The following is a 20,841-nucleotide window of genomic DNA, read 5'->3' on the forward strand; positions in this document are numbered from 1 at the left end:
TTCGTCCTCTTTCTGCTGTATCTGGCCGAGCGGCCCATCAGGTCCGATGGATCAGCAGCGTTTCATAGACATAGTTCTGCAGCAGCGCCTGGTGCGTCGGCGCGATGTCGAGAAAGTTGATGCCGTACGTGTAGACGGTGTAGAACGCACCGCCGTCCGGCGCCGTACCGACTGCCTGCTGGACGCTGCGGATCGAGGCGGTCGTCGAGATGCCCACTTCCTCGTTCTGCGACTGCACGAGGATGGAAAAGTCGATCTCGATGGTGTCGCCGACCGAGCCCAGCGGATTGGGCGTCGACACCAAGGCGCCTGACAGGCTGATGTCCGAGAGCGTCGCCTCCTTCACCGATTCACGGTTCGCCGGATTGACCACGCGCACCGGGATGTTCGCCTTGACGCGCACCGCCTTGCGCAGGCCGACCTTCTGGATGTTCGTGGGAAACGACAGGAGCATGAACGGCCGCGGCTTGCTCAGCACCGCTTCGATGCGCGCATCGAAGGTGAACACCGACACGCCGGAAAACACGCGCAGGGCCACTTCGTCGCCCTCGGCCGTCTCGACTGCCTTGCCGTCTTGCTGGGGCAGTTGCAGCAACAGATAGTCGTCCGTCACGAAACCCACCAGCGACGTGTATTGCACCGTCGGGCTGCTGGCGTGCCTCGGCATGATTTGCAGACGCACACCCACCTGCAGGTTCATGTCTTCGAATTCGATCTTTGCCTTTTTACTCATCTCTGTTTGGAAATTGGGTGAAGCCGCCGGAGACTGCGTTGCACCTTCATTTGTTCATAAACCAAGCAGTTTACGCATAAGTGTCGAACAGTTCATGGTACTAGTTGGAGTGTATGCGCAATGCTTTCGGGCGCCATGCGCAAAAATCGATACTCGGTGTGCGACCACTCCTGCGACATATCCCGGTAGCGGCTGGAGAAGACGAGCCCGCTTTGCCCCGTCTGGTAGATGAACTGGCTGCGTTCCAGGTCCGACAGGTCGTAGATCGCCCGCAACGATGCCGCGTGCCGACTTGCAAACGGGACTTTTGTGTCATTGGGCCAGTACTGGCCCACGTTGACGCTGAACGTGTCACCTCCCGTGGGGACGCGCACATCGAACCACCGGGCCAACAGGTCGACGTTGCCGAAAGGCCGGTGGCTGCTCAAGGCGATGTGCGGCGTGTCCCAACGCCAGCGCGACAGATCGTCCCCATACTGCTGCGACAGGCGTTCCAGCGTGCGCGTCAACGCCTGGCCGGCCTGGTCGGCGCAGCCACGTGGTGCGCACCACCAGGCGTCGTCGGCCTCCAGCGCAATTTCGACCGTGCTGCGAAAGTGGCGCTTGCCGTAGAGCGCATCGAAGCGCTCCTGGCCCAGGCGCGGCACCAGCAGGCCGCGCGTGAGCTCATCCACCCAGACCGAGAACACCAGCGCAGCCGCGCTGTCGCCGCGCATGTCTGCGTCGAAGCCCTGCAAGACGCGCTGCGCCGCCGGCGCGAGCGGATGGCTGGACTGGGCCTTGCGCAGGAAGGGCAGCAGGCGCTGCGTGGCCAGCGAGACCGTGTCGCCCTGCAGGCGCGCCATGCTCTGCGCATCGTGGCGCGGCGTTGCGGCCAGCCGCGCGACGATGCGGTCGAAGCGGTACGGCACGGACCAGTCCTGTCCGATGAAGTACGGGTAACCGGGTGGTGTCACGCGCTGGTTGGCGTTCGCGATCCAGGCCGGTTGCTCGCCCTGCCCTTCACCCTGCCCCGGCGTGTCGGCGTAAGCCAGCCAGCCGACCCAAGCGTAGCGCGGATCCCAGCCAGGTGAGGGCGCGATGCCGCGGATGTCGTTGTCGGGGCGGCGCAGCGGCACGCGTCCCACGGCCTTGTAGGCGATGCGGCCGGCCGTGTCGGCCATCATCACGTTCTGCATCGGCGAGTGGTAGCCGGAGAATGCCGTGAGCAACTCTCCAACGTCGCGGGCCTCGTCCACGCGCTGCATGGCCAGCGCGGTGTTGTTGTCCGCTTCCAGGGCGGCCCAACGCAGCGACAGGACATAGCGCTTCATGTCGATGAGCCGGGCATGCGCGCTCTGTGCATCGCTCAGGACAGGGCCGTGGCGCGTGCTGCGCACGGTGTGCTGGACGTCGGGCTTGCCCTTGACGCGGATCGTCTCCACGCGTTGGTCGAAGCGTGCCCAGGCTGCCTGGCCTTGGACGTCGTCCACGCGGTAGGACATGGGGTCGTCCGGCTTGATCTGCTCGATGTACAGGTCCTGCACATCGGGCCCGGTGTTCGTGAAGCCCCAGGCCGCGGTGCGGGTGCGGCCCAGCACCACGAAAGGCAGACCGGGCAAGGTGGCGCCCATCACGTCCAGGGTCGGCGCCTGCAGGCGCGCGAAGTACCAGATGGCCGGCGCGCTGAGTCCAAGGTGCGGATCGTTCGCCAGCAGCGGCTTGCCGGACGCCGTGTTGCCGCCGCTGACCACCCAGGCGTTGCTGCCCTTGCCTTCCGACAGCCCCGCATCGCGCACGAAGGCCGCGGACCAGCTGCGCGCGGCGTCGTCCAGCAGGCGGCCCAAAACAGGCGTTTCGCGTGGCGCAAGCGAAGTTTTTGCGCCGGGTTCCGGCGCGCTGCGGTAGATGCCCAGCTGGCGGTACAGCGCGGCGAAATCCACCGTGGAGGCCGGCGGCTCGCCGGGGTACGGCGGGAACAGTTCCCACAGCCTGGGGGTGTCGACGACCTGGGCGGCGGACAAGCGGGCGAACTCCGTGCCCCAGTTGCCGCCCAGGTCCAGCGCCATCATCAGCGACCAGCCGACGCTGTCCACCGCCTCCCAGGCCTTGCCGCCCCGGCCCGGGCGCACACCGAGCAGCAGGAACTCGGGCTGCAGTGCCTGCGGGCGGTTCGCGTAGAACGACTGAATTCCTTCGCTGTACGCCTCGAGCGCAGCACGCGCTTCGGGCGGCATGCGGTCGAGCTGGCGCTGGGCCGCCTGCATGATGCCCAGCGTGCGCAGCAGCTTGTCGGTCTCCAGCGTGGCCTCGCCAAGAACCTCGGACAGCGTGCCGCGCATCACGCGCCGGTTGAACTCCAGCTGCCAGCCGCGCTCCTGCGCATGCACGAAACCCAGCGTGAACCAGGCGTCCCGCGCGGTAGCGGCCTTGATGTGCGTGACGTCGGAAGCATCGCGCTCGACCGTGACGGCGCCCTGCAGGCCTTGCACGCGCAGCGTGCCGTCCAGCTGCGGGAAGCTGCGCCACACGTACAGGCCCAGCACCAGCAGCCCGGCCAAGACGGCGAACAGCACGACGGCGCCCAGGCGCTTGAACCACTTCATCGAAACCCCCTCGCGGTGCAACGTCAGCGTTGCGTACTGCCGTTGATGGTGAATGCCACGGTGGGCGCGCTGACATCGCCGTGCGGCACGCCCAGTGCAATCTCGCCCGAACCATGGAGCTGGCACTCATCGCGCCGCAGCGCGATGTCCGAATCGCTGCCGGAGAAACGGACCCAGGTGCCGAAGCTGCTGAGGTCGACCAGCACGAAGCCACCACTGCGCACCTCGATGCGCGCATGCAGGCGGGAGACGCGCGGATCGTTCACGACGATCTCCGCGTGCTCGTTCCTGCCCAGGTGCACCGGCAGTTCCCGCGCGTGAAAGCTCAGGGAAAGATCCAGGTGCTGCAACTGGATGCGGCTCAGCACGGTGGCATCGCCGGCCGCCGGCCGCGCCAGCACGGCCTGCTGGGTCAGGAAATCGGACGCGATGTCTTCTTCCCACTCCACCTTGAACAGCGTGAGCGGCTCGACCTTGCCGCGCAGCGTGACCGACCCGAGGCTGCGAAAGCGAAGGCCGTGGCCGTCGTCGACGCCATCGACCACCGATTGCGTGGCCCAGATCTCGCTGCCACCGGCCAGGTCGCTCAAGCGCGCTGCCACGTTGACGGCATCGCCGTAGCAGTCGCCGTCAACCTCCACGACATCGCCGCTAGCCACGCCGGCCTTGATTTCCATGCGCAGGGGTTGCGGCCACTGCTCGAGCCGGATGCGGTGCCCGCGCTGCATCTGGATCACCGCGTCGGCGGCATCGACCGGCCGTTCGAAGACCGCCAGAACGCCATCGCCCAGCATCTTGACCACCCGGCCGCGGTGGGCCTCGCAGATCGCACCGATCCATTGTGTCAGGCGCGTGATGGTCGCCGTGGCCTTCTCGTTGCCCAGCGTCTCGAAGAACGCCGTGCTGTCCGATAGGTCTGCAAAAACAACCGTGGCCTGAACGCCCATGGTGCTGCGGGTGGGTGGCGGAAAGAAGGCGGCAGTGTAGGGGATGTCGCAGGCCGCAGGCTCAGTGCGCGTGGCCGTGCCCCTCATGCCCCTCGTGCGCGGTAGGCGCGTGCGGGGCATGGGGCACATGGCCGTGGTGGTTGCCGTCCAGGTGGCCCCAGAACAGCAGCGCCTCGCGGTTCTCCACGGCCATCTGCACCTTGGCGCCGACCGGCAGCAGCACCTTGGTGGGCACATGGCCGAACGGCAACTGGGTGAAAACCGGCACCTTGAGCTGCGTGCGCAGCCACGCCACCACGGTGGCCAGGCGGAAGTTGCGGTCGTGCGCCACCTTCTGGTAGCCCGTGAACTGGCCCAGCACCACCGCCTTCTGGCGCCCCAGGATGCCCGCGTGCAGCAGCTGCGTGAGCATGCGTTCGATGCGGTAGGGGTGCTCGTTCACGTCTTCCAGGAACAGGATGCCGCCGCGCACCTCGGGCAGGTACGGCGTGCCCACCAGGCCGCTCAGCACGGCCAGGTTGCCCCCCCACAGCACGGCCTCGCGCACGGTCCAGGACGGCGGCGGCGCTTCCTCGGGCACCGCGCTGCGGCGCGTGCGCGATGCCGGCATGGGGTCGTCGCGCCCGATGCGCCAGCCGGTACCTTCGCCCTGCCCCAGCAGCAGGTCGTCGAAGCAGGCCTGCATGATCTCGTCCGGTGCATCTTCGCCGCCGAAATCGCCGCAGAGCGCCGGGCCGGCCCAGCTGATGCCGCCGGTGCGCGCCAGCAGCGCCAGCTGCAAGGCCGTGAAGTCGCTGTGGCCGACGAAGCGCAGGCCACGGGCCGCGGCGCGCGCCAGCACGGGGTAGCGGATGCGGTCCAGGATGCGCGTCAGCCCATAGCCGCCGCGCGAGATCAGGGCGATGTCCGCGCCGCTGGCGGCCGCGCGGTGCACCGCTGCCAACCGCGTGTCGTCGTCGCCGGCAAAGCGCATGTGGCTCTTGAGCGCGGCCTCGTCGACCTCGACCGCATGGCCTTGTTCGCGCAGGCGCTGCACCGCGCGCCGGAAGGCGGCCTTGTCGCGCACTGCGCCGGCAGGAGAGTAGATGTAGATGTGCTTGGAATTCACCGGCGGGAGTATCCCACCGCGAATCCGTCGAGCAGGCGGCGCGCCAGTGTGGCCGTCGTGCCTAGCTTCGTGTCTGCGTTGGCACGCGCATCGGCATGCGCATCGGCATGCGCATCGGCACCTGCATCGGCGTCCGATGGCGGCTGCGCTGCGGGCCAGTCGGGTGCGCTGCACGCGTCCATCGCCCAGCGCTGCCATGCGCGCGGCCCGGCGCGGTGGCCGGCATCGGGAAACGGCGCGTCGTCGCTCCCCCTCGCAGGGTCGTCGTGCAGCAGTTGCACCGCCTCCAGCGCCTGGACCGGCTGCCACCCCGCGGGCCAGGGGCCAGCATCGGGCCGCAGAACGACCGCCTTCGACAGTCGGGCATCCAGGGCGGCGATGCCGCGGTAGCGTGCCGGTGCGCGCCGCGGCAGGTCCAGCGCCAGCAAGCCTCCCCTGCCCTGCAGCACGAGCACGATGTCGTGCAGGCCCAGCGACTGCACCAGTTCGTCGAGCACATCACGGTGCCAGTCAACACGGTGCGCGCCCTCCTTCTTGGGCTTGTCGCTCATGCCGAATCCCGGCATGTCCACGGCGACGACGCGGTGCCCCGCCGCGGTCCAGACCGGCAGCAGCGTGCGGAAGTCGTGGCTCCAGCCCTGCGCGCCATGCACGCACAGCAGCGTCAGCGGATCGGCGCTGCCCCGGCCACGCTCGTCCAGGTAATGCATCGACAAGCCGGCCAGGCTGGGCAGGCTGCGGATGTGCTGCCCCCGCCACGGGTAGCCGGCAAGCCCCTCGAAACGTTCTGCCGGCGTGCGCAGGGCGTCCTCGCGCAGGGGTACGCGCGCGGTAGCCTGCGCCTGCCGCTGGCGCACGAAGAAGTCGCGCAGCAAGGCGCTGCAGGGCTCGGCCAGGACGCCCCCGCGCACTGTGGTGCGGTGGTTCAAGGCGGCCTGGGCGAACAGGTCGACGACCGAACCGGCCGCGCCCGTCTTTGGGTCGGCCGCGCCGTAGACCACGCGCGACAGCCGCGCATGCAGCATCGCGCCGCTGCACATCGCACAGGGCTCCAGCGTGACGAACAGTTCGCAGTCTTCGAGCCGGTAGTTGCCCAGTGCCTGGCCCGCCGCACGCAGCGCGACGATCTCCGCGTGCGCGCTGGGATCGCACCGCGCGATCGGCGCATTGGCGCCCACGCCGACCACCCTGCCCTGGTGCAGCACGACCGCGCCGACCGGTACCTCGCCCTGCGTTGCCGCCATGCGCGCCTGCTGCAGCGCGAGGGCCATGGCCTCGTCGTCCGTCATGGGCGGAAGGTGGCGCGGATCCGGGAAGGGAGCTTGAGCATCGACGGCATGGCGGATGTCCCAAGGAGAGAAAGATGGTGGTAGGACGTACTGGGGTCGAACCAGTGACAAACGGATTAAAAGTCCGCTGCTCTACCAACTGAGCTAACGTCCCACTGCTGTACGCAGCAAAGCCAGCGATTATAGCCAGACGAATCAGGCTTTCTGAGCGCGCCTTGCGATTTGATCGAGCATCCAACCCGCGGCGCACTGGCCGAAGGTGGCCGTGACGCTGACCACGGACCCATAGCCATGGCAGTTCAGGCTGCCGTCGCCCGAAATGGCGCAGGAGGGGTCGGGCGGCGCCACAGGTTCGCGGCTGAACACGCAGGCCACGCCCATGCGTTTGCCGTCGCGCGGCGCCTGGTGGTGCTTGCGCAGGCGCTGGCGCAACTGGGCCAGTAGCGGGTCGTGCGTGACGGCGGCCAGGTCGTCGATCTGCACCTCGTGCGCCAGGCGCTTGCCGCCTGCCGCGCCCACGCCGATGAACAGCCGGCGCCCTGCAGCCGCACTGCGGGCCCAAGCCGCAATCGCGGTTTTCGCGGCCATCTGGTCGCAGGCGTCGATGACGGCGTCGGCATCGGGCGGCAGCAAGGCCGGCCAGTTGTCGGGCGTCACGAAATCGTCGACGGCGTGCACCGTGCAGCCTGGATGGATCTGCGCGATGCGCTCGCGCATGGCCAGCACCTTGGCCTGGCCCACCGTGGCTTGCAGGGCGTGGATCTGGCGGTTGATGTTCGATTCGGCGATGTGGTCCATGTCGACCAGCGTCAACTGCGCCACGCCGCTGCGCGCCAGGGCCTCGGCCGCCCACGAGCCGACGCCGCCGATGCCCACCACGACGGCATGCGCGCCGCGGATGGCTGCCGCGCCCGCCATGCCATAGAGCCGCTCCAGCCCGCCGAAGCGCCGCGCCAGGTCCGCTTCGTCCGGCGCGGTCATGCCGAGCGCTCCAGGCGCCAATGCTGGTAGCGCAATGCGGCCACGGCGCCGGCCAGGATCGCGGCCAGGGCGACGAAACTGGTCAGGCTCAGCGTGGACAGCCCCGACAAGCCCTGGCCGATGGTGCAACCCATGGCGGTGACGCCCCCCACGCCCATCAGCACGGCGCCGCAAAGGTGGTTGGCCAGATCGCCGGGGCCGCCGAAGCCCTCCCAGCGAAAGCGGTGCGAGGCCAGTGCCACCACCGCCGAGCCCGCGACCACCCCGACGACCGAGACGATGCCGAGCGTCAACACGCGGCTGTTGTCGCTGAAGAACATCAACCAGTCCAGCGCGTGGGCGTAGGGCGCGACGAAGCTCAGCGCCTCGATGCGTCCTGAGTAGGTGCCGACGAAGGCCTCCTGCAATGTTTCCGGGTGCTCTGCGACATGGCCGAGATGCCCGCTGACCCACCACATGGCGACCAGCACCGCACCGATGCCCAGCCCGGCGAGCAGATTCCCGGCGCGCACGAAGCCGTCGCCCACGAGCGCCCACCCCACCAGCGCACCGCCGACGACCAGCCCCAGCGCCAGGCTGGTGGCCGGCAAGCCCCACCCGGCCACGGGCGCCAGCAGCTGCGGCAAGGCGGCCTGCGTGCCAAGCTGCCACGACACCGGGTCGACCGTGGCCACACGCACGACCGCGGTGATGCCGCGCAGCGTCGCGCCCGCCGCGACGGCCATCACCACGAAGACGACCACGGCCTTGAGGCTGCCGCCGCCAATGCGCACGAGCGTCTTGCTGCCGCAGCCCGAGGCCAGGACCATGCCGAAGCCGAACATGCCGCCGCCCACGAGGGCCGAGAGCCACAGCCAGCGGTTCGATGCGTACAGGGTGCTGGACGGGTCGATCCGCCCGGAGAACACGAGCGCGCCGAAGCCCAGCACCGCAACGCCGGCGGCCAGGGCCCATTGCCGCATCCGCGTCCAATCGCCCATGTTCACGATGTCGCTGACAGCGCCCATGGTGCAGAAATGCGTGCGCTGGGCAACCGCACCGAACACCATGGACAGCGCCAGCGCCGCCCACAGCACCTGGTGCGTGAGCTGGGGAATGTCGGGAGACTGCATCGGCGCAATTCTAGGGAGACGGGCGCATCAGCCGGCCGCGCGGCCGCCCAGCGGCGCGACCTGCCGGATCCACGCGTGGATCTCGTGCGGTGCCAGAAGACCGGGCTCGACAGGTTTGAACGGCCTGCGCATGAAGGCCCCGATCTCGGCCGCGTCGACGCGGTCGATGACCAGCACCCGGTCGGGATCGAAGAATCTGTCGTCGCGCGCCGACGCCCGGTTGGTGACGATCTTCTTCTGCAGGAACAGGGCCTCCATGCTTCGCAGCGTGGGCCCCGACTGGTGGTGCTGGATGATCTCGACCAGGCAGGCGGCGCGCTGGCTCGCGCGCAGGTTGCGCGCGTAGGGGATCCAGTGGTCCTGCAGGTGCGCCCTGAGCGGCGGGGCGTACGCTTTCCCGCGGTCGGCGACCACATGGAAGTGGTGGTCCAGCCCCAGCTGCTCGATCGCGGCCTTGAGTTCCAGCAGCAACCCGAGCCGCCCTTTGTCGACACCGGAGAAGTAGAACGCCGGCCGGATGCCGGCATCGGCGCCTGCGAGGGCTGGCACGTGCCGGTAGGGCTGCGGTGCGATGTGCAGCCCATACGCCATGGCGTCGTCCTGGTCGAAGGTGTGGATGTCGTCGGCGATCGCCTTGAGCTGCGCCACCTGGCGCCGGCTGTGCGCCAGGCTCTGCTTGATCCTGGCGACCGGATTCCACAGGAACACATGGAGCCTGCGGGCACTGACGTACTTGGCGATGCTCGCGATGTTGTGGAGGTTCTCCATCGCGAAGAACAGCACCACGTCGGTGCTTGCGATGGTCCCGAGCCGCCGGCGCGTCGTCGCATCGGGATACAGGCCGAGCCTGGTGCCGCGCAGGCTGGACTCGATGCCCCGGCCGATGCGGCCCATCCAGCTGTCGGGCATCTCGCGGTACGCGATCAAGCGGGTGTCCTCGTCGCTGTAGCCTTCGAAAACGAAAGAAGCCAACTCGGAGTTCGAGTTGTAGACGATGTGGCGCATGAGAGAGGCAGCACGTCGGGCCCATGCACCACCGCAACCTGCCCTCAGAGCGGGCAGGCTGCGATCAGCGCATCTTGGCCAGGCGGTCCTTGGCAGCTGTGGCGGCTTCGGACTGCGGATAGACCTTGATCAGGTCTTCCAGCGTCTTGCGCGCGCCGCGCACTTCCTTGAGTTCCAACTGGCAGTTGGCGATGGAGAGCGCGGCTTCCGGCGCGCGCGGATGGTTCGCGTCCACCGTCAGCATGCTCTTGAAGTTGCCGATGGCCGCCTGGTAGTCGCGCGTGGCGTACTGCGCATTGCCCAGCCAGAACAGCGCCAGGGCGCGGTAGCCGCTTTGCGGATACCGCTTCATGAAGTCGGTGAACGCAGCGCCGGCGGCTGGAAACTCACCCTTGCGGAAGACCGCCAGGGCCGCTTCGTAGTCGCGCGTCTCGGCCGGATCGGCCAGGAACTCGCGCCCGTCGACCGTCACCTTGCCCGGCTCGAACTTGCGCAGGCGCTCGTCCACGCCCTGCGCGATGTCCTTCTGGCGCCGCTGGACTTCGGCGACATCGCGGGCCAGTTGCTCCTCCTGGCCCCGCGCCTTCGCCAGGTCGGCGCGCAAGGCGTCGATCTGGGTCTGCAGGTCCAGCAGGCTGCGCCGCATCTGGGTGTTCTCGTCGTTCACCCGGCGCAGTTCGTCGCCCGCCTTCTGCTGCGCCGCCTGCAAGGCATCGTGGCGCTGGCGCAGCTCCAGGATCGCGCGGCGCGCCTCGTCGTCGCCGAACAGCGCGTGCGCCGGCATGCTGGCCAGCAGCGCCGTGCCCAGGCACGCCGCCATGGCTGCGCGCGCGCTCGCACGCATCACTGCTGTCGTGCGCATGCGCTTCAACGGTAGGTGATTTCGGCGCGGCGGTTCTTGGCGTAGGCGGCCTCGTCGGAACCTTGCACGGCCGGCTTTTCCTTGCCGAAGCTCACGGCTTCCATCTGGCCATCGGCCACGCCCAGCAGGCCCAGTGCGCGGCGCACGGCCTCCGAACGCTTCTGGCCCAGCGCCAGGTTGTACTCGCGGCCGCCGCGCTCGTCGGTGTGGCCTTCGATCACGGTCTTGCGGTTGCGGTCGGCTCGCAGGAAGCGCGCGTTGTTCTCGATGGTGGTCTGCTCGTTGGCTTCGATGCTGTAGCTGTCATAGCCGAAGTACACGGTGCGCGCACCGGCCGGGCCACCGGCCAGGTCGTTGGACTTGCTCAGGTCCACCGGCGCCACGCTGCTCTGGCCCACGTTGCCCGAACCGGCACCTTGCGAGCCGATGGACGAGGCCGAGGTACCGGACTTGTCCTGCACCGGCACATCGTCCAGCTTCACGGGCGAACTGCAACCCGCCAGCGCGGCGGCCACGATCACGGTCAATACGAACTGCTTCATTTCACACTCCCCTTTTTGACAAAAAAAAGATGCTCAGGCCTTCAGGAACGGGCCCCAGTCGGGCTCGCGGATGTCGCCGGCCTGGCCCGCCAGGCGGGCCTTGATCTTGCCGTCCAGCGTGGTCGTCATCAATGCCTCGCGGCCATTCTGGACCGTGGCGTAGACCAGCAGCTTGCTGTTGGGCGCAAAGCTCGGGCGTTCGTCGGCCGTGGTGTCGGTGATGCCCGTCACGGTGGACGTCGCCAGTTCCATGACCTGCAGCCGGAACGCGCCACCGATGCGCGACACATAGGCCAGCCAGCGGCCATCCGGGCTCAGCGCGGGCGAGATGTTGTAGCTGCCGCTGAAGGTGACGCGCTCGGCCCCGCCGCCGGAGGCCGGCATGCGGTAGATCTGCGGCGCACCGCCGCGGTCGCTCACGAAATAGAGGCTCTTGCCGTCGGGCGAGAACGCCGGCTCGGTGTCGATGCTGTTCGACTGGGTCAGCCGGCGCGGCTCGCCGCCGTTGATGTCGATCGCATAGAGCTGCGAGCCGCCGTCGCGCGTGAGCGTGGCGGCCAGCGTGCGGCCGTCCGGCGACCAGGCTGGCGCGCTGTTGGAGCCGCGGAAATTGGCCACCAGCCGGCGCCGCCCGCTGGCCACGTCGTGCACGTAGATCACGGGCTTGCGCGACTCGAACGACACGTAGGCCAGCTGCTGGCCCGTCGGCGACCAGGCCGGCGAGATGATCGACTCGGGGCTGGCCAGTGCGGTCTGGCTGTTCTCGCCATCGGCATCGGCCACCCACAGCGTGTAGCGCTGGCCGGCCCGCGTGACGTAGGCGATGCGCGTGGAGAACACCCCGCGCTCGCCGGTGAGCTTCTCGTAGACGTAGTCCGCGATGCGGTGGGCCGACAGGCGCAGGTCGGCCTGCACCACGCTGTAGCTCTGGCCTCCGAGGTCCTGGCCGCGCACCACGTCCCACAGGCGAAAGCGCACGTCGAAGCGGCCATCGGCCAGGCGCGTCACGCTGCCAGTCAGCAGCGAATCGGCGGCGCGCTGGCGCCACTGGGCCATGTCGGGGCGCGAGGCCTCGTCGAGCGCCGCGCCGGACACATCGACGCCACGGAACTGGCCGCTGCGCTCGAGGTCGGCCTGCACGATGGCAGCGATCTTCTGGGGAGACTGGTCATCGCCGCGAAAGGTGGCGACGGCGATGGGCAGCTGGGTCAGGCCCACGCCGGTGACTTCGACACGGAACTGCGCCCACGCGGGCAAGGCACCGGCAAGCGCCAGGCCTGCGACACAGTGCCGGCGTCGGGGAGAGAACTCGAATGGCATGGAGGAAATGTAATGAACGCGAGCACTCGGGTCAGATCAACCCCAAGAAGTTCCCGATCAAGGTTTCAAAATGTTGTTGGCACGTCGAGCGCCGATGCTCGGCCGCGCAGCACACGCGCGCTATAGGACACCAGCGCAATCGCCTGCGCGACGGGGCCAGAAAACACATCACCCGTGCGCGGCAGCATCCACTTGCCGGTATCTGGCAGGCGGGGCGGTGTGGGGTGGATCAGCACGGAAAGCGGTGGCGGGGACGGTGGCGGCAGCGCCACGGTGGGCGAGGATAGCAGGTTCCGATGGCCCGATTTGGCGCGACTTCGGCCCGATAATGCCGCGCCCGCGGTCGTGCGACGCCCGCATCGGTGCGCCGTGCACCGCCTGCCTTCGATGGATCGTTCTTGAATCTTCGTCTTGTTCTTGCGTGCCTGATGGCAATGGCGGTTGGGCTTCCCAATGCGGTGATCAGCATCACCAAGGTGCTCGTCGTGGTCAGCGCGCTCGGTCTCGTGCTCGCGCCGGCCCTGCGGGGAAGCCGTGACGCGGCCGCAGCGCGGCTGCGCTCGCCACCGGTGATGCTGGCGGCCCTGGCCTTCCTGGCGCTGTCGTTGATCTGGACGACCGTGCCCAGCAGCGAGGCGCTCGGCGCGCTCGGCAAGCACGCCAAGCTGCTGCTCATTCCGATCCTAGTGCTGTTCCTGCGCACACGCCGCGAGGCGCTGACCGCGCTGGCCTGGTTCGTGGGTGCCCAGGTGTTCCTGCTGCTGAGCTCCTGGCTGCTGGTGCTGGACGTGCCCGTGCCCTGGGCCACGGCCGACACCGCCTTGATCGACCACGCGGTGTTCACCAACTACCTGGGCCAGTCCATCATGACCGCCACGCTGGCCGGCATCTGCTGGCATCTGCGCAGCTATCTTCCGCACCCGTGGATGCGGCAGGCGGCGATCGCCGTGTCCCTGCTCGCGCTCGCCAGCACGCTGTTCGTGATGCCGGGGCGGACCGGCCACCTGGTCGCCATCGCCGTGGTGTCGCTGGCCCTGCTGTGGCTGCTGCCCAGGCGGCTGCGTCTGGCGGGGGTGCTGATGCCGGTCGCCGTCGCTGCGCTGCTGCTGGTCACTTCGGAGCCCATGCGCTACCGGGCCGGCCTGGTGGTGGACGAAAGCATGGCATTCGCCGCGCGGGCCGAGACGCGGTCTTCTTCCGGCGAACGGCTGAACTTCTGGCACCGCTCGGTCCAGGCCATCTCCGAGCGGCCCTGGACGGGTTTCGGGCTGGGCAGCTTCAACCAGCAGTACAAGCGCCTGGACGCGGGACGCGGCAACCCGACCACCTTCGGCGTGCGCAATCCGCACCAGGAATTCCTGTTGTGGGGTGTGGAGGCCGGCATCGGCGCCATGCTGCTGCTGTGCGCATTGCTGTATTGCCTTTACCGCGACATGTGCCTGGGCGAGAGGCCCGCGGTGCGCGCCGGCGTCTCGGCGATGGCCGCGTTGCTGATCTCCTGCATGTTCAATTCCATCCTGTTCGACGCCGCCATCGGCGATTTCTTCTGCGTGGCCATCGGCCTGCTGATGGCGCTCAGCCTGCGCACCGCATCCGATCCCGTGCAGGCACCGGGCCGCGCTGCATGACCGAGCCGTTCACCCCGCCCAAGGCCTCCATCGGCCAGCGCCTGCGGCGCGTGTGGCCCTACTTCCGCTCCGCACGTGCCGGCTGGGTGCTGCTGGTGCTGGCCACGGCCGTGGTGGCCGCGACGGAGCCGATGATCCCGGCATTGCTCAAGCCCCTGCTGGACCGCGGCTTCCAGCGCGACACGCTGCCGTTGTGGGCCATCCCGGTGGCGCTGCTGGGCCTGTTCGGCCTGCGCGGCCTGGCGGCGTTCACGGCCAACTACGCGCTCGGGCGCATCGCCAACCAGGGGCTGCTGCAACTGCGGCGCGAGCTGTTCGCCAAGATCCTCTCGGGCGACCTGCGGCTGTTCCGCAGCCAGTCCGCCAGCTCGCTGGCCAATACCGTGGTCTACGAGGTGCAGACCGGCTCGCAGGTTCTCGTGGGTGCCATCATGGCGTTCTCGCGCGACAGCCTCACGCTGGTGGCGCTGGTCGGCTACCTGCTCTACCTGAACTGGAAGCTGACCCTCATCGTGGCGCTGCTGATCCCGGCCGTCGCCTGGGTCATGGGCGTGCTGTCGCGCCGGCTCTACAAGCTCACGCGGGCCAGCCAGAGCTCCACCGATGCGCTGGCCTACGTGGTCGAGGAAAACGTGCTGGCGCACCGCGACGTCCGGCTGCAGGCCGCGCAGGCCCTGCAGCAGCAGCGCTTCGATGCGCTCAGCGAGCGGCTGCGCCAGCTGTCGATCAAGTCGGTCGTGGCCTCGTCGACCATGTCGCCGCTCACGCAGATGCTGGTGGCGGTGGCCATGTCGGCCGTCATCACCATCGCGCTGGTGCAAAGCGCCGACGGCAGCTCCTCCGTCGGCAGCTTCGTGGCCTTCATCACCGCCATGCTGCTCCTGGTCTCGCCGATCAAGCACCTGTCGGAGGTGGCCAACCCCATCACGCGCGGGCTGGCGGCCATCGAGCGCGCGCTCGAACTCATGCAGCAGACCGAGGACGAGCGCGGCGGCAGCTTCAGCCTGCCGCGTGCGCGCGGCGACATCGCGCTGGAGGGCGTGACCGTGCGCTTCGACGGCACCGGCCAGCCGGCGCTCGATGCGCTGGACCTGCGCGTCGCTGCGGGCGAGACCGTGGCGCTGGTCGGCGCTTCCGGCGCCGGCAAGACCACGCTCGTGAACCTGCTGCCGCGCTTCCTGGAGCCCAGCAGCGGCCGCGTCGCGCTGGACGGCCATGCCGTGAGCGACTGGGACATCACCGCATTGCGCCGCCAGTTCGCGGTGGTCAGCCAGCATGTCGTCATGCTCAACGACAGCCTGGCCGCCAACGTGGCGCTCGGCCAGCCGCTGGACCGTGACCGGCTGGCGCGGTGCCTGGCCGATGCCAACCTTGACAAGCTGGTCGCCGAGCTGCCGCAGGGCATGGACACGCCCATCGGCCACAACGCCGCGCAGCTGTCCGGCGGCCAGCGCCAGCGCGTGGCCATCGCCCGCGCGCTGTACAAGGACGCGCCGGTGCTCATCCTCGACGAGGCCACCTCGGCGCTGGACACTGAGTCTGAACGCGCCGTGCAGGCCGCGCTGCAGCGGCTGATGCAGGGCCGCACCACGCTGGTCATCGCCCACCGCCTGTCCACCGTGCAGCACGCCGACCGCATCGTCGTCATGGAGGCCGGCCGCATCATCGAGACCGGTACCCATGCGGAACTGCTGGCGCGCGACGGCGCCTACGCCCGCCTGTACGGCCTGGGCCTGCCGGGTGCCTGAACGCCGGACCGACCCGGCGCTCACGGTGGTGCTGGCCGGCGTGGCTGCCGCGCTGCACGTGGGCAAGCTGCCGCCGGCGCTGCCGGTGCTGCGCGAGGCACTGGCGCTCTCGCTGGTGCAGGCCGGGTTCCTGCTCTCGCTGGTGCAGCTGGCCGGCATGGGGCTGGGGCTGGCGGTCGGCCTGGCCGGCGAAGGCCTGGGCCTCAAGCGCTGCATGGCCGCGGGGCTGGTGCTGCTGAGCGCCGCCAGCCTGGCCGGCGGCTTCGCGCAGGATGCGCCCGTCCTGCTCACCTTGCGCGCACTGGAAGGCTTCGGCTTCCTGCTGGCCGTCACGCCCGGCCCGAGCCTGATCCGCCGGGTGGCCGCGGCGGGTGAGCTCGACGCCAAGCTCGGCCTGTGGGGCGCCTACATGCCGCTGGGCACGGCCATCGCGCTGCTGGCCGGCCCCTGGCTGCTGCCGCGGCTGGGGTGGTCGGGCTGGTGGTGGCTGCTGGCCGCACCTTCGCTGGCGATGGCGCTGTGGCTCTGGCTGGCGCTGCCGGCCGACACGCGCAGCGCGGCGCCGGGCGCCGGCGCCTGGTCGTCGCGGCTGCGCAGGACACTGGCGGCACCGGGGCCCTGGCTGCTGGGCGCCAGCTTCGCGATGTATGCCGGCCAGTGGCTGGCCGTGGTGGGCTTCCTGCCCACCGTGTTCGCGCAGGCCCAGGTCGGCGCGCTCCTGGCCGGTGCGCTGACGGCATTGGTGGCGGCCGTCAACATCGGCGGCAACATCGCTGCGGGACGGCTGCTGCGCGCCGGCGCGGCGCCGCGCAGCCTGCTGCTGACGGGCTTCGCCGCCATGGCGCTGGGCGCCATGCTCGCGTTCCTGCCGGTGCTGGACGCCGGCCCCGTCGCCCGCACCGGCGGCGTGCTGCTGTTCTCGCTGGTCGGCGGCCTGGTGCCGGCGACGCTGTTCGCGCTGTGCGTGCGGCTGGCACCGGGCAGCGACACCGTGGCCACCACCGTGGGCTGGATGCAGCAGTGCTCGGCCGTCGGGCAGTTCGCGCTGCCGCCGCTGGTCGGCTGGGTCGCGCGGCTGGCGGGCGGCTGGCAATGGACCTGGGCGTTGACGGGGCTGTGCTGCGCGGCCGGCGCCGTGCTGGCCTGGCGCATGACGGCGGCCCGGCGCTGAGCAGGCCTGGCCGACAATCCGCCCATGTCTTCGCCCGCGCCCTCCCCCACCCTCAGCGTCGTCATCGCCGCCAAGAACGAGGCCCCCCACATCGCCGACTGCGTGCGCTCGGCCAGCTTTGCCGACGAGATCCTGGTGCTGGACTCCGGCAGCACCGATGCCACCGCCGCCCTGGCCGCCGAACAGGGCGCGCGTGTCGTGTCCACCGACTGGCCCGGCTACGGCCCGCAGCAGCAACGCGGCATCGAGATGGCCCGCTGCGACTGGGTGCTGTCGCTCGACGCGGACGAGCGCATCGGCCCCGAGCTGCAGGCCGAGATCCGCGCGGCCATCGCATCCGGCGCGGCCGACGGCTACCGGCTGCCCCGCCTGTCCAGCTTCTGCGGCCAGTTCATCCACCACAGCGGCTGGCGGCCCGACTACACGCTGCGCCTGGTGCGGCGCGAGAAGGCCGGCTTCACCGCGCACCTGCTGCACGCGCACATGACCGTGGACGGCACGCGGCAGGACCTGCGCCACAGCCTGGTCCACTACAGCTACCAGGACCTGGACGACGTGCTGGAGAAGCTCAACCGCTACTCCACCGTCGGCGCACGCGACCTGCAGGCGCGCGGCAAGAAGGCGTCGATGGGAGGCGCCATCGCCCATGGCCTGTGGGCCTTCGTGCGGACCTACCTGGTGCGCCAGGGCTTTCGCGACGGGCGAGAGGGCTTTCTGATCGCCGTCTACAACGCCGAGACGACGTTCTACAAGTACCTCAAGCTGATGGCGCTGAACGCGCCGGCGCCGGCCACCGGTTCGGCCAACGCGGCCGACGCCACCGCCCGGCAACCGTGACGGCGGCGCCGACGGGGCGCTGACCGACCTGCAGGCCCGCCACGGCCGCGCCGAGACCCGGCCCGCCAATGACCTGGCCATGGCGGTCCATGGACTCCAGCGCAGCACGGCCCATGCCTTCTGCCTGTCGTCAGAACTGGTAGTTCGCGCTCAGCAGCAAGCTGCGCGGTGCGCCGGGCATGGCAGCCGAACGCCAGTACTCGGTGTCGAACAGGTTGGACACGGCGGCCGTCACCGTCCACGGGGCGGCGCGCCAGCCCACCAGCGCGTCCCAGCGGCTGTAGCCTGGCACCTGCGAGGTGTTGGCTGCATTGGCCCAACGCGCGCTGGTGTGGGTCACGCCGATCTCGCCGTACCACGGCCCCTCGGGCGCATAGCGCAGGAACAGGTTGCCGTTGCGCCTGGCCGAGCCGTTCAGGTACAGGCCTTCGTTGGCCGGCACCTGGGCGTCCCCGGTCACCTTGGCGCTCATGACGCCTGCACCGCCGCGCACGTACCAGCCCTTCGCCACCTGGCCCGAGGCGCTGAACTCGACCCCGCGCGAGCGCTCCTTGCCACGGATGGCCCAGGTGAAGGGGTCGTTGACGGCATCGGGCCGGTAGCGGATGTTGTAGTGCTCCAGCGTGTAGACGGCCAGCTGCGTCGACAGCATGCCGCCCAGCCAGTCGCTCTTGATGCCGACCTCGAACTGGCGCGAATGCTGCGGCGCATCGTCGTAGACCGCGTTGGCGGCCACGTCCACCGACAGCATGCCGCGCCCGCCATACGGCGAGTAACTCTTGCTGTAGGAGGCGTACAGGCTCTGCGAGGGCACCGGCTGCCAGACCACGCCCACGCGCGGGCTCGAGGAACTGCCGTCGTAGCCACGCGCGAGCCCGCTCAGGTAGTTGGTGCTGTGGAACTTGAAGCGGTCGTGGCGCAGGCCCAGCAGCAGCTTCCATTCGGGCGTGATGCCGATCAGGTCCTGCACGTACACCGCTTCGGCCTCGCCCTCGTGGCGGTTGTGCTGCGTCGGCGTGCCCTGCGCCGGTCGTGCGGGCCAGGCCGCGGGGTTGGGGTTGAACGGGTCGTAGCCGAAGTTCTGCGTGACGGTCGCCAGGCGCGGCTGGCGCAATTCATCGCTGATCTCCAGGCCCAGCAGCAGGTCGTGCGCGATGGTGCCGGTGTGGAACTTGCCCGCCAGGTCCAGCGTGTTGGAGGTGGTCTTGTTGGAGGTCTGCTGCCAGGCGTAGTTCGGCCGGACCAGCCCGGTCGCCGCGTTGTAGGTGCCGGCGAAGTAGTGGTCGAAGTCCTGGCTGGCCTCGCGCTTGCTGGCCACCCAGCGCAGGCTCCAGGCCGGGTTGAATTCGTAGACGAGGTCCGAGCGCGCCACGCGCAGCCGGTCTTGCACGTAGTCGCCCGGGTGCTGGAAACCGGTGCGGATCGACACGCCGGCCGGCAACGTGTCGTAGGCCGGGCCGCGGTCGGGCACGCGCCAGACGTTGTCGTAGGTGTACTGCGCCGTCCAGCGCAGCCCGGTGCGCGTGTCGATCAGGATGCTCGGCGAGACCATCTCGTTCCGGTTGCGGATGCCTGCGCGAAAGCTGTGGGCCTGCTCGCGGTCGGCGGTCAGGCGCATCACCACGTTCGGGTTCACCACGTGGTTGATGTCGATGGTGCCGCCGTAGTTCTCCCACGAGCCGCCACGCAGCGTCACGCTGCTCCTGGCGTCGAAGCGCGCCTGCTTGCTGACCAGGTTGACGATGCCGCCGCCGGCGCTGCGGCCGTACAGCACCGAGGCGGGGCCTTTGAGGATCTCGATGCGTTCCACGTTGGCCGTGCTGCGGCGCACCTGGCCGCTTTCGCGCACGCCATCGCGGTAGATGTCGCCGCTGTCGGCCTGGAAACCGCGGATGTACACGCCCTCGCCGCGCATGTCGTAGGTCGTGTTCACGCCCGGGATCCCGTCCAGCATGATGGACAGGTCGTTGATGCCGTAGCTCTTGTACTTGTTGACGTCCAGCGTGTCGATGGTCTGCGGGATGTCCTTGGGCGCCAGGTAGGTCTTGGTGGCCGTGGTCACGCCCTCGGGCCGCACGTCGTCGGGGTCGTACTGGCTGGCCTTGACGTTGACGGCCGGCAGCGTGGTGGTGTCCTGCTGGGCCATGGCTTCGGCACCGAACAGCACGGTGCAGACGGCCATGGCACTGCTGCGCAGGGCGAACGGGCGGATGGCGGACGGACGGATGGCGACGCGGCGGCGCGTGGCGCGGTGGCGCATGTGGAAATTCCCCAGAAAAGCAGTCGGACCGCACGGCACGTGCCGCGCGGCGGTTCGGATGGCTGGGGAGTCCTGCGTGGGCAACCTGGCTGGTGGTGCCCCGGGCGTCGGCGCGCAACGGGCCGGCGCAAAGGCGCCGCAGTATAGCGAGGTGTGACGAAGTGTGACCGGGGCGCGCTCAGCCCGGCAACGGTTCCGGCCGCAGCCACAGCCAGCACAGCACCACGGCCATGCAGCCGCAGGCCAGTGCGGTGATCCACCACCGGCTGCCCACCCACAGCAGCAGGCCGGCGCAGGCGGACATGGCCACCGTGGCATTCCACTTGGAACGCCGGCTCACACAGCCGCCGGCCTGCCAGTCCCGGATCAGCTTGCCGAACACGCGGTGGTTCAGCAGCCAGCGGTGCAGCCGGGGGGAACTGCGCGCCGCCGCCCAGGCTGCGATCAGCAGGAACACCGTGGTGGGCAGGCCCGGCACGAACAGGCCCACGATGCCGGTGGCCAGCGACAGGCAGGCCAGCAGCAGCAACAGCCAGCGCCAGGGGGCGGGCAACGGCCGCACGGCACCGGCGCCCGCATCGGCAACGGGCGCGGCCACAGGCGGCGCAGCCGGTGCGGGGCGGTCGCTGGAGCGCGGGTCTTCGGTCGGCATGGCGGGCTGCATTCTGTCCCAGCGGCCCCTTCGCCTGGCGGGCCATCGGCGTGCGGTGGCG

Annotated in this window: 18 protein-coding genes and 1 tRNA gene; 4 read left to right on the top strand and 15 right to left on the bottom strand. The window is 69.6% G+C overall.

Translation table 11 applies throughout. The features are described from left to right. Positions 1–37: 37 nt before the first annotated feature. From ASF44_RS19895 to ASF44_RS31970, 13 genes are all read right to left on the bottom strand, one after another. Positions 38–700, bottom strand: a complete 663-nt coding sequence (locus tag ASF44_RS19895; RefSeq protein ID WP_056900985.1) for a flagellar brake protein — start codon at positions 698–700, stop codon at positions 38–40. 125 nt (positions 701–825) lie between these two features. Next, positions 826–3,318, bottom strand: coding sequence for a penicillin acylase family protein (locus ASF44_RS19900; RefSeq protein WP_056900986.1), 2,493 nt, complete (start codon positions 3,316–3,318; stop codon positions 826–828). A gap of 23 nt (positions 3,319–3,341) precedes the next feature. Further along, on the bottom strand, positions 3,342–4,265 hold the full coding sequence (locus ASF44_RS19905) for an adenylate/guanylate cyclase domain-containing protein (protein ID WP_056901130.1): 924 nt from the start codon (positions 4,263–4,265) through the stop codon (positions 3,342–3,344). Positions 4,266–4,326: 61 nt separating this feature from the next. After that, positions 4,327–5,397 carry an LD-carboxypeptidase gene (locus ASF44_RS19910; RefSeq protein WP_369820944.1) on the bottom strand — a complete coding sequence of 357 codons (1,071 nt, stop codon included), beginning with the start codon at positions 5,395–5,397 and terminating at the stop codon, positions 4,327–4,329. Further along, a complete protein-coding gene (gene tadA, locus ASF44_RS19915; protein WP_056900987.1) occupies positions 5,370–6,662 on the bottom strand; it encodes a tRNA adenosine(34) deaminase TadA in 1,293 nt (430 codons plus the stop codon). Before tadA ends, ASF44_RS19910 begins: the two co-directional genes overlap by 28 nt. 78 nt (positions 6,663–6,740) lie before the next feature. Next, positions 6,741–6,816 (bottom strand) — tRNA-Lys (locus ASF44_RS19920). A gap of 41 nt (positions 6,817–6,857) precedes the next feature. Continuing rightward, positions 6,858–7,643 (bottom strand): ThiF family adenylyltransferase, encoded by a 786-nt coding sequence (locus ASF44_RS19925; protein ID WP_056900988.1) that lies wholly within the window; start codon positions 7,641–7,643, stop codon positions 6,858–6,860. Further along, on the bottom strand, positions 7,640–8,755 hold the full coding sequence (locus ASF44_RS19930) for a YeeE/YedE family protein (protein ID WP_056900989.1): 1,116 nt from the start codon (positions 8,753–8,755) through the stop codon (positions 7,640–7,642). Before ASF44_RS19930 ends, ASF44_RS19925 begins: the two co-directional genes overlap by 4 nt. Positions 8,756–8,782: 27 nt before the next feature. Beyond that, the gene (locus tag ASF44_RS19935; protein WP_156374606.1) at positions 8,783–9,727 is read right to left on the bottom strand and encodes a hypothetical protein; all 945 of its coding nucleotides are present in this window, start codon (positions 9,725–9,727) and stop codon (positions 8,783–8,785) included. A gap of 97 nt (positions 9,728–9,824) precedes the next feature. Beyond that, positions 9,825–10,622: a tol-pal system protein YbgF gene (gene ybgF / locus ASF44_RS19940; protein ID WP_082524914.1), complete on the bottom strand. Its 798-nt coding sequence runs from the start codon at positions 10,620–10,622 to the stop codon at positions 9,825–9,827. A 5-nt stretch (positions 10,623–10,627) separates the two neighbouring features. Further along, complete coding sequence (gene pal, locus ASF44_RS19945) at positions 10,628–11,164, bottom strand: peptidoglycan-associated lipoprotein Pal (RefSeq protein ID WP_056900992.1); 537 nt, start codon at positions 11,162–11,164, stop codon at positions 10,628–10,630. 33 nt (positions 11,165–11,197) lie between these two features. Continuing rightward, complete coding sequence (gene tolB, locus ASF44_RS19950) at positions 11,198–12,484, bottom strand: Tol-Pal system beta propeller repeat protein TolB (protein ID WP_056900993.1); 1,287 nt, start codon at positions 12,482–12,484, stop codon at positions 11,198–11,200. A gap of 65 nt (positions 12,485–12,549) precedes the next feature. Continuing rightward, positions 12,550–12,720: a hypothetical protein gene (locus ASF44_RS31970; RefSeq protein WP_156374607.1), complete on the bottom strand. Its 171-nt coding sequence runs from the start codon at positions 12,718–12,720 to the stop codon at positions 12,550–12,552. 222 nt (positions 12,721–12,942) lie between these two features. On the opposite strand from ASF44_RS31970, the gene ASF44_RS19955 reads away from it, so the two are divergent. The 4 genes from ASF44_RS19955 to ASF44_RS19970 are packed head-to-tail and all read left to right on the top strand — an operon-like array spanning position 12,943 to position 17,868. Then, on the top strand, positions 12,943–14,112 hold the full coding sequence (locus ASF44_RS19955; protein WP_162243847.1) for an O-antigen ligase: 1,170 nt from the start codon (positions 12,943–12,945) through the stop codon (positions 14,110–14,112). Next, positions 14,109–15,860: a lipid A export permease/ATP-binding protein MsbA gene (gene msbA / locus ASF44_RS19960; RefSeq protein WP_056900995.1), complete on the top strand. Its 1,752-nt coding sequence runs from the start codon at positions 14,109–14,111 to the stop codon at positions 15,858–15,860. The genes ASF44_RS19955 and msbA overlap by 4 nt, the downstream gene beginning before the upstream one ends. Next, positions 15,853–17,031 carry a CynX/NimT family MFS transporter gene (locus ASF44_RS19965; protein ID WP_056901131.1) on the top strand — a complete coding sequence of 393 codons (1,179 nt, stop codon included), beginning with the start codon at positions 15,853–15,855 and terminating at the stop codon, positions 17,029–17,031. The genes msbA and ASF44_RS19965 overlap by 8 nt, the downstream gene beginning before the upstream one ends. A 24-nt stretch (positions 17,032–17,055) precedes the next feature. After that, positions 17,056–17,868 (top strand): glycosyltransferase family 2 protein, encoded by an 813-nt coding sequence (locus ASF44_RS19970; RefSeq protein ID WP_056900996.1) that lies wholly within the window; start codon positions 17,056–17,058, stop codon positions 17,866–17,868. A 130-nt stretch (positions 17,869–17,998) separates the two neighbouring features. Here the strand turns inward: ASF44_RS19970 and ASF44_RS19975 are convergent, their stop codons facing one another. Next, positions 17,999–20,128 (bottom strand): TonB-dependent siderophore receptor, encoded by a 2,130-nt coding sequence (locus ASF44_RS19975; protein WP_056900997.1) that lies wholly within the window; start codon positions 20,126–20,128, stop codon positions 17,999–18,001. A 178-nt stretch (positions 20,129–20,306) separates the two neighbouring features. Next, positions 20,307–20,780 (bottom strand): YbaN family protein, encoded by a 474-nt coding sequence (locus ASF44_RS19980; protein ID WP_082524917.1) that lies wholly within the window; start codon positions 20,778–20,780, stop codon positions 20,307–20,309. Positions 20,781–20,841: the final 61 nt, after the last annotated feature.

The organism is Pseudorhodoferax sp. Leaf274 (assembly GCF_001422445.1).
In the GTDB taxonomy this organism is placed as follows: domain Bacteria; phylum Pseudomonadota; class Gammaproteobacteria; order Burkholderiales; family Burkholderiaceae_C; genus Pseudorhodoferax.

What these genes read in the sequence shown, in the direction of transcription:
- ASF44_RS19895 (WP_056900985.1), bottom strand. Translation starts at nt 700, where the DNA reads ATGAACCTGCAGGTGGGTGTGCGTCTGCAAATCATGCCGAGGCACGCC.
- ASF44_RS19900 (WP_056900986.1), bottom strand. Translation starts at nt 3,318, where the DNA reads ATGAAGTGGTTCAAGCGCCTGGGCGCCGTCGTGCTGTTCGCCGTCTTG.
- ASF44_RS19905 (WP_056901130.1), bottom strand. Translation starts at nt 4,265, where the DNA reads ATGGGCGTTCAGGCCACGGTTGTTTTTGCAGACCTATCGGACAGCACG.
- tadA (WP_056900987.1), bottom strand. Translation starts at nt 6,662, where the DNA reads ATGACGGACGACGAGGCCATGGCCCTCGCGCTGCAGCAGGCGCGCATG.
- ASF44_RS19925 (WP_056900988.1), bottom strand. Translation starts at nt 7,643, where the DNA reads ATGACCGCGCCGGACGAAGCGGACCTGGCGCGGCGCTTCGGCGGGCTG.
- ASF44_RS19930 (WP_056900989.1), bottom strand. Translation starts at nt 8,755, where the DNA reads ATGCAGTCTCCCGACATTCCCCAGCTCACGCACCAGGTGCTGTGGGCG.
- ybgF (WP_082524914.1), bottom strand. Translation starts at nt 10,622, where the DNA reads ATGCGCACGACAGCAGTGATGCGTGCGAGCGCGCGCGCAGCCATGGCG.
- pal (WP_056900992.1), bottom strand. Translation starts at nt 11,164, where the DNA reads ATGAAGCAGTTCGTATTGACCGTGATCGTGGCCGCCGCGCTGGCGGGT.
- tolB (WP_056900993.1), bottom strand. Translation starts at nt 12,484, where the DNA reads ATGCCATTCGAGTTCTCTCCCCGACGCCGGCACTGTGTCGCAGGCCTG.
- msbA (WP_056900995.1), top strand. Translation starts at nt 14,109, where the DNA reads ATGACCGAGCCGTTCACCCCGCCCAAGGCCTCCATCGGCCAGCGCCTG.
- ASF44_RS19970 (WP_056900996.1), top strand. Translation starts at nt 17,056, where the DNA reads ATGTCTTCGCCCGCGCCCTCCCCCACCCTCAGCGTCGTCATCGCCGCC.
- ASF44_RS19975 (WP_056900997.1), bottom strand. Translation starts at nt 20,128, where the DNA reads ATGCGCCACCGCGCCACGCGCCGCCGCGTCGCCATCCGTCCGTCCGCC.
- ASF44_RS19980 (WP_082524917.1), bottom strand. Translation starts at nt 20,780, where the DNA reads ATGCCGACCGAAGACCCGCGCTCCAGCGACCGCCCCGCACCGGCTGCG.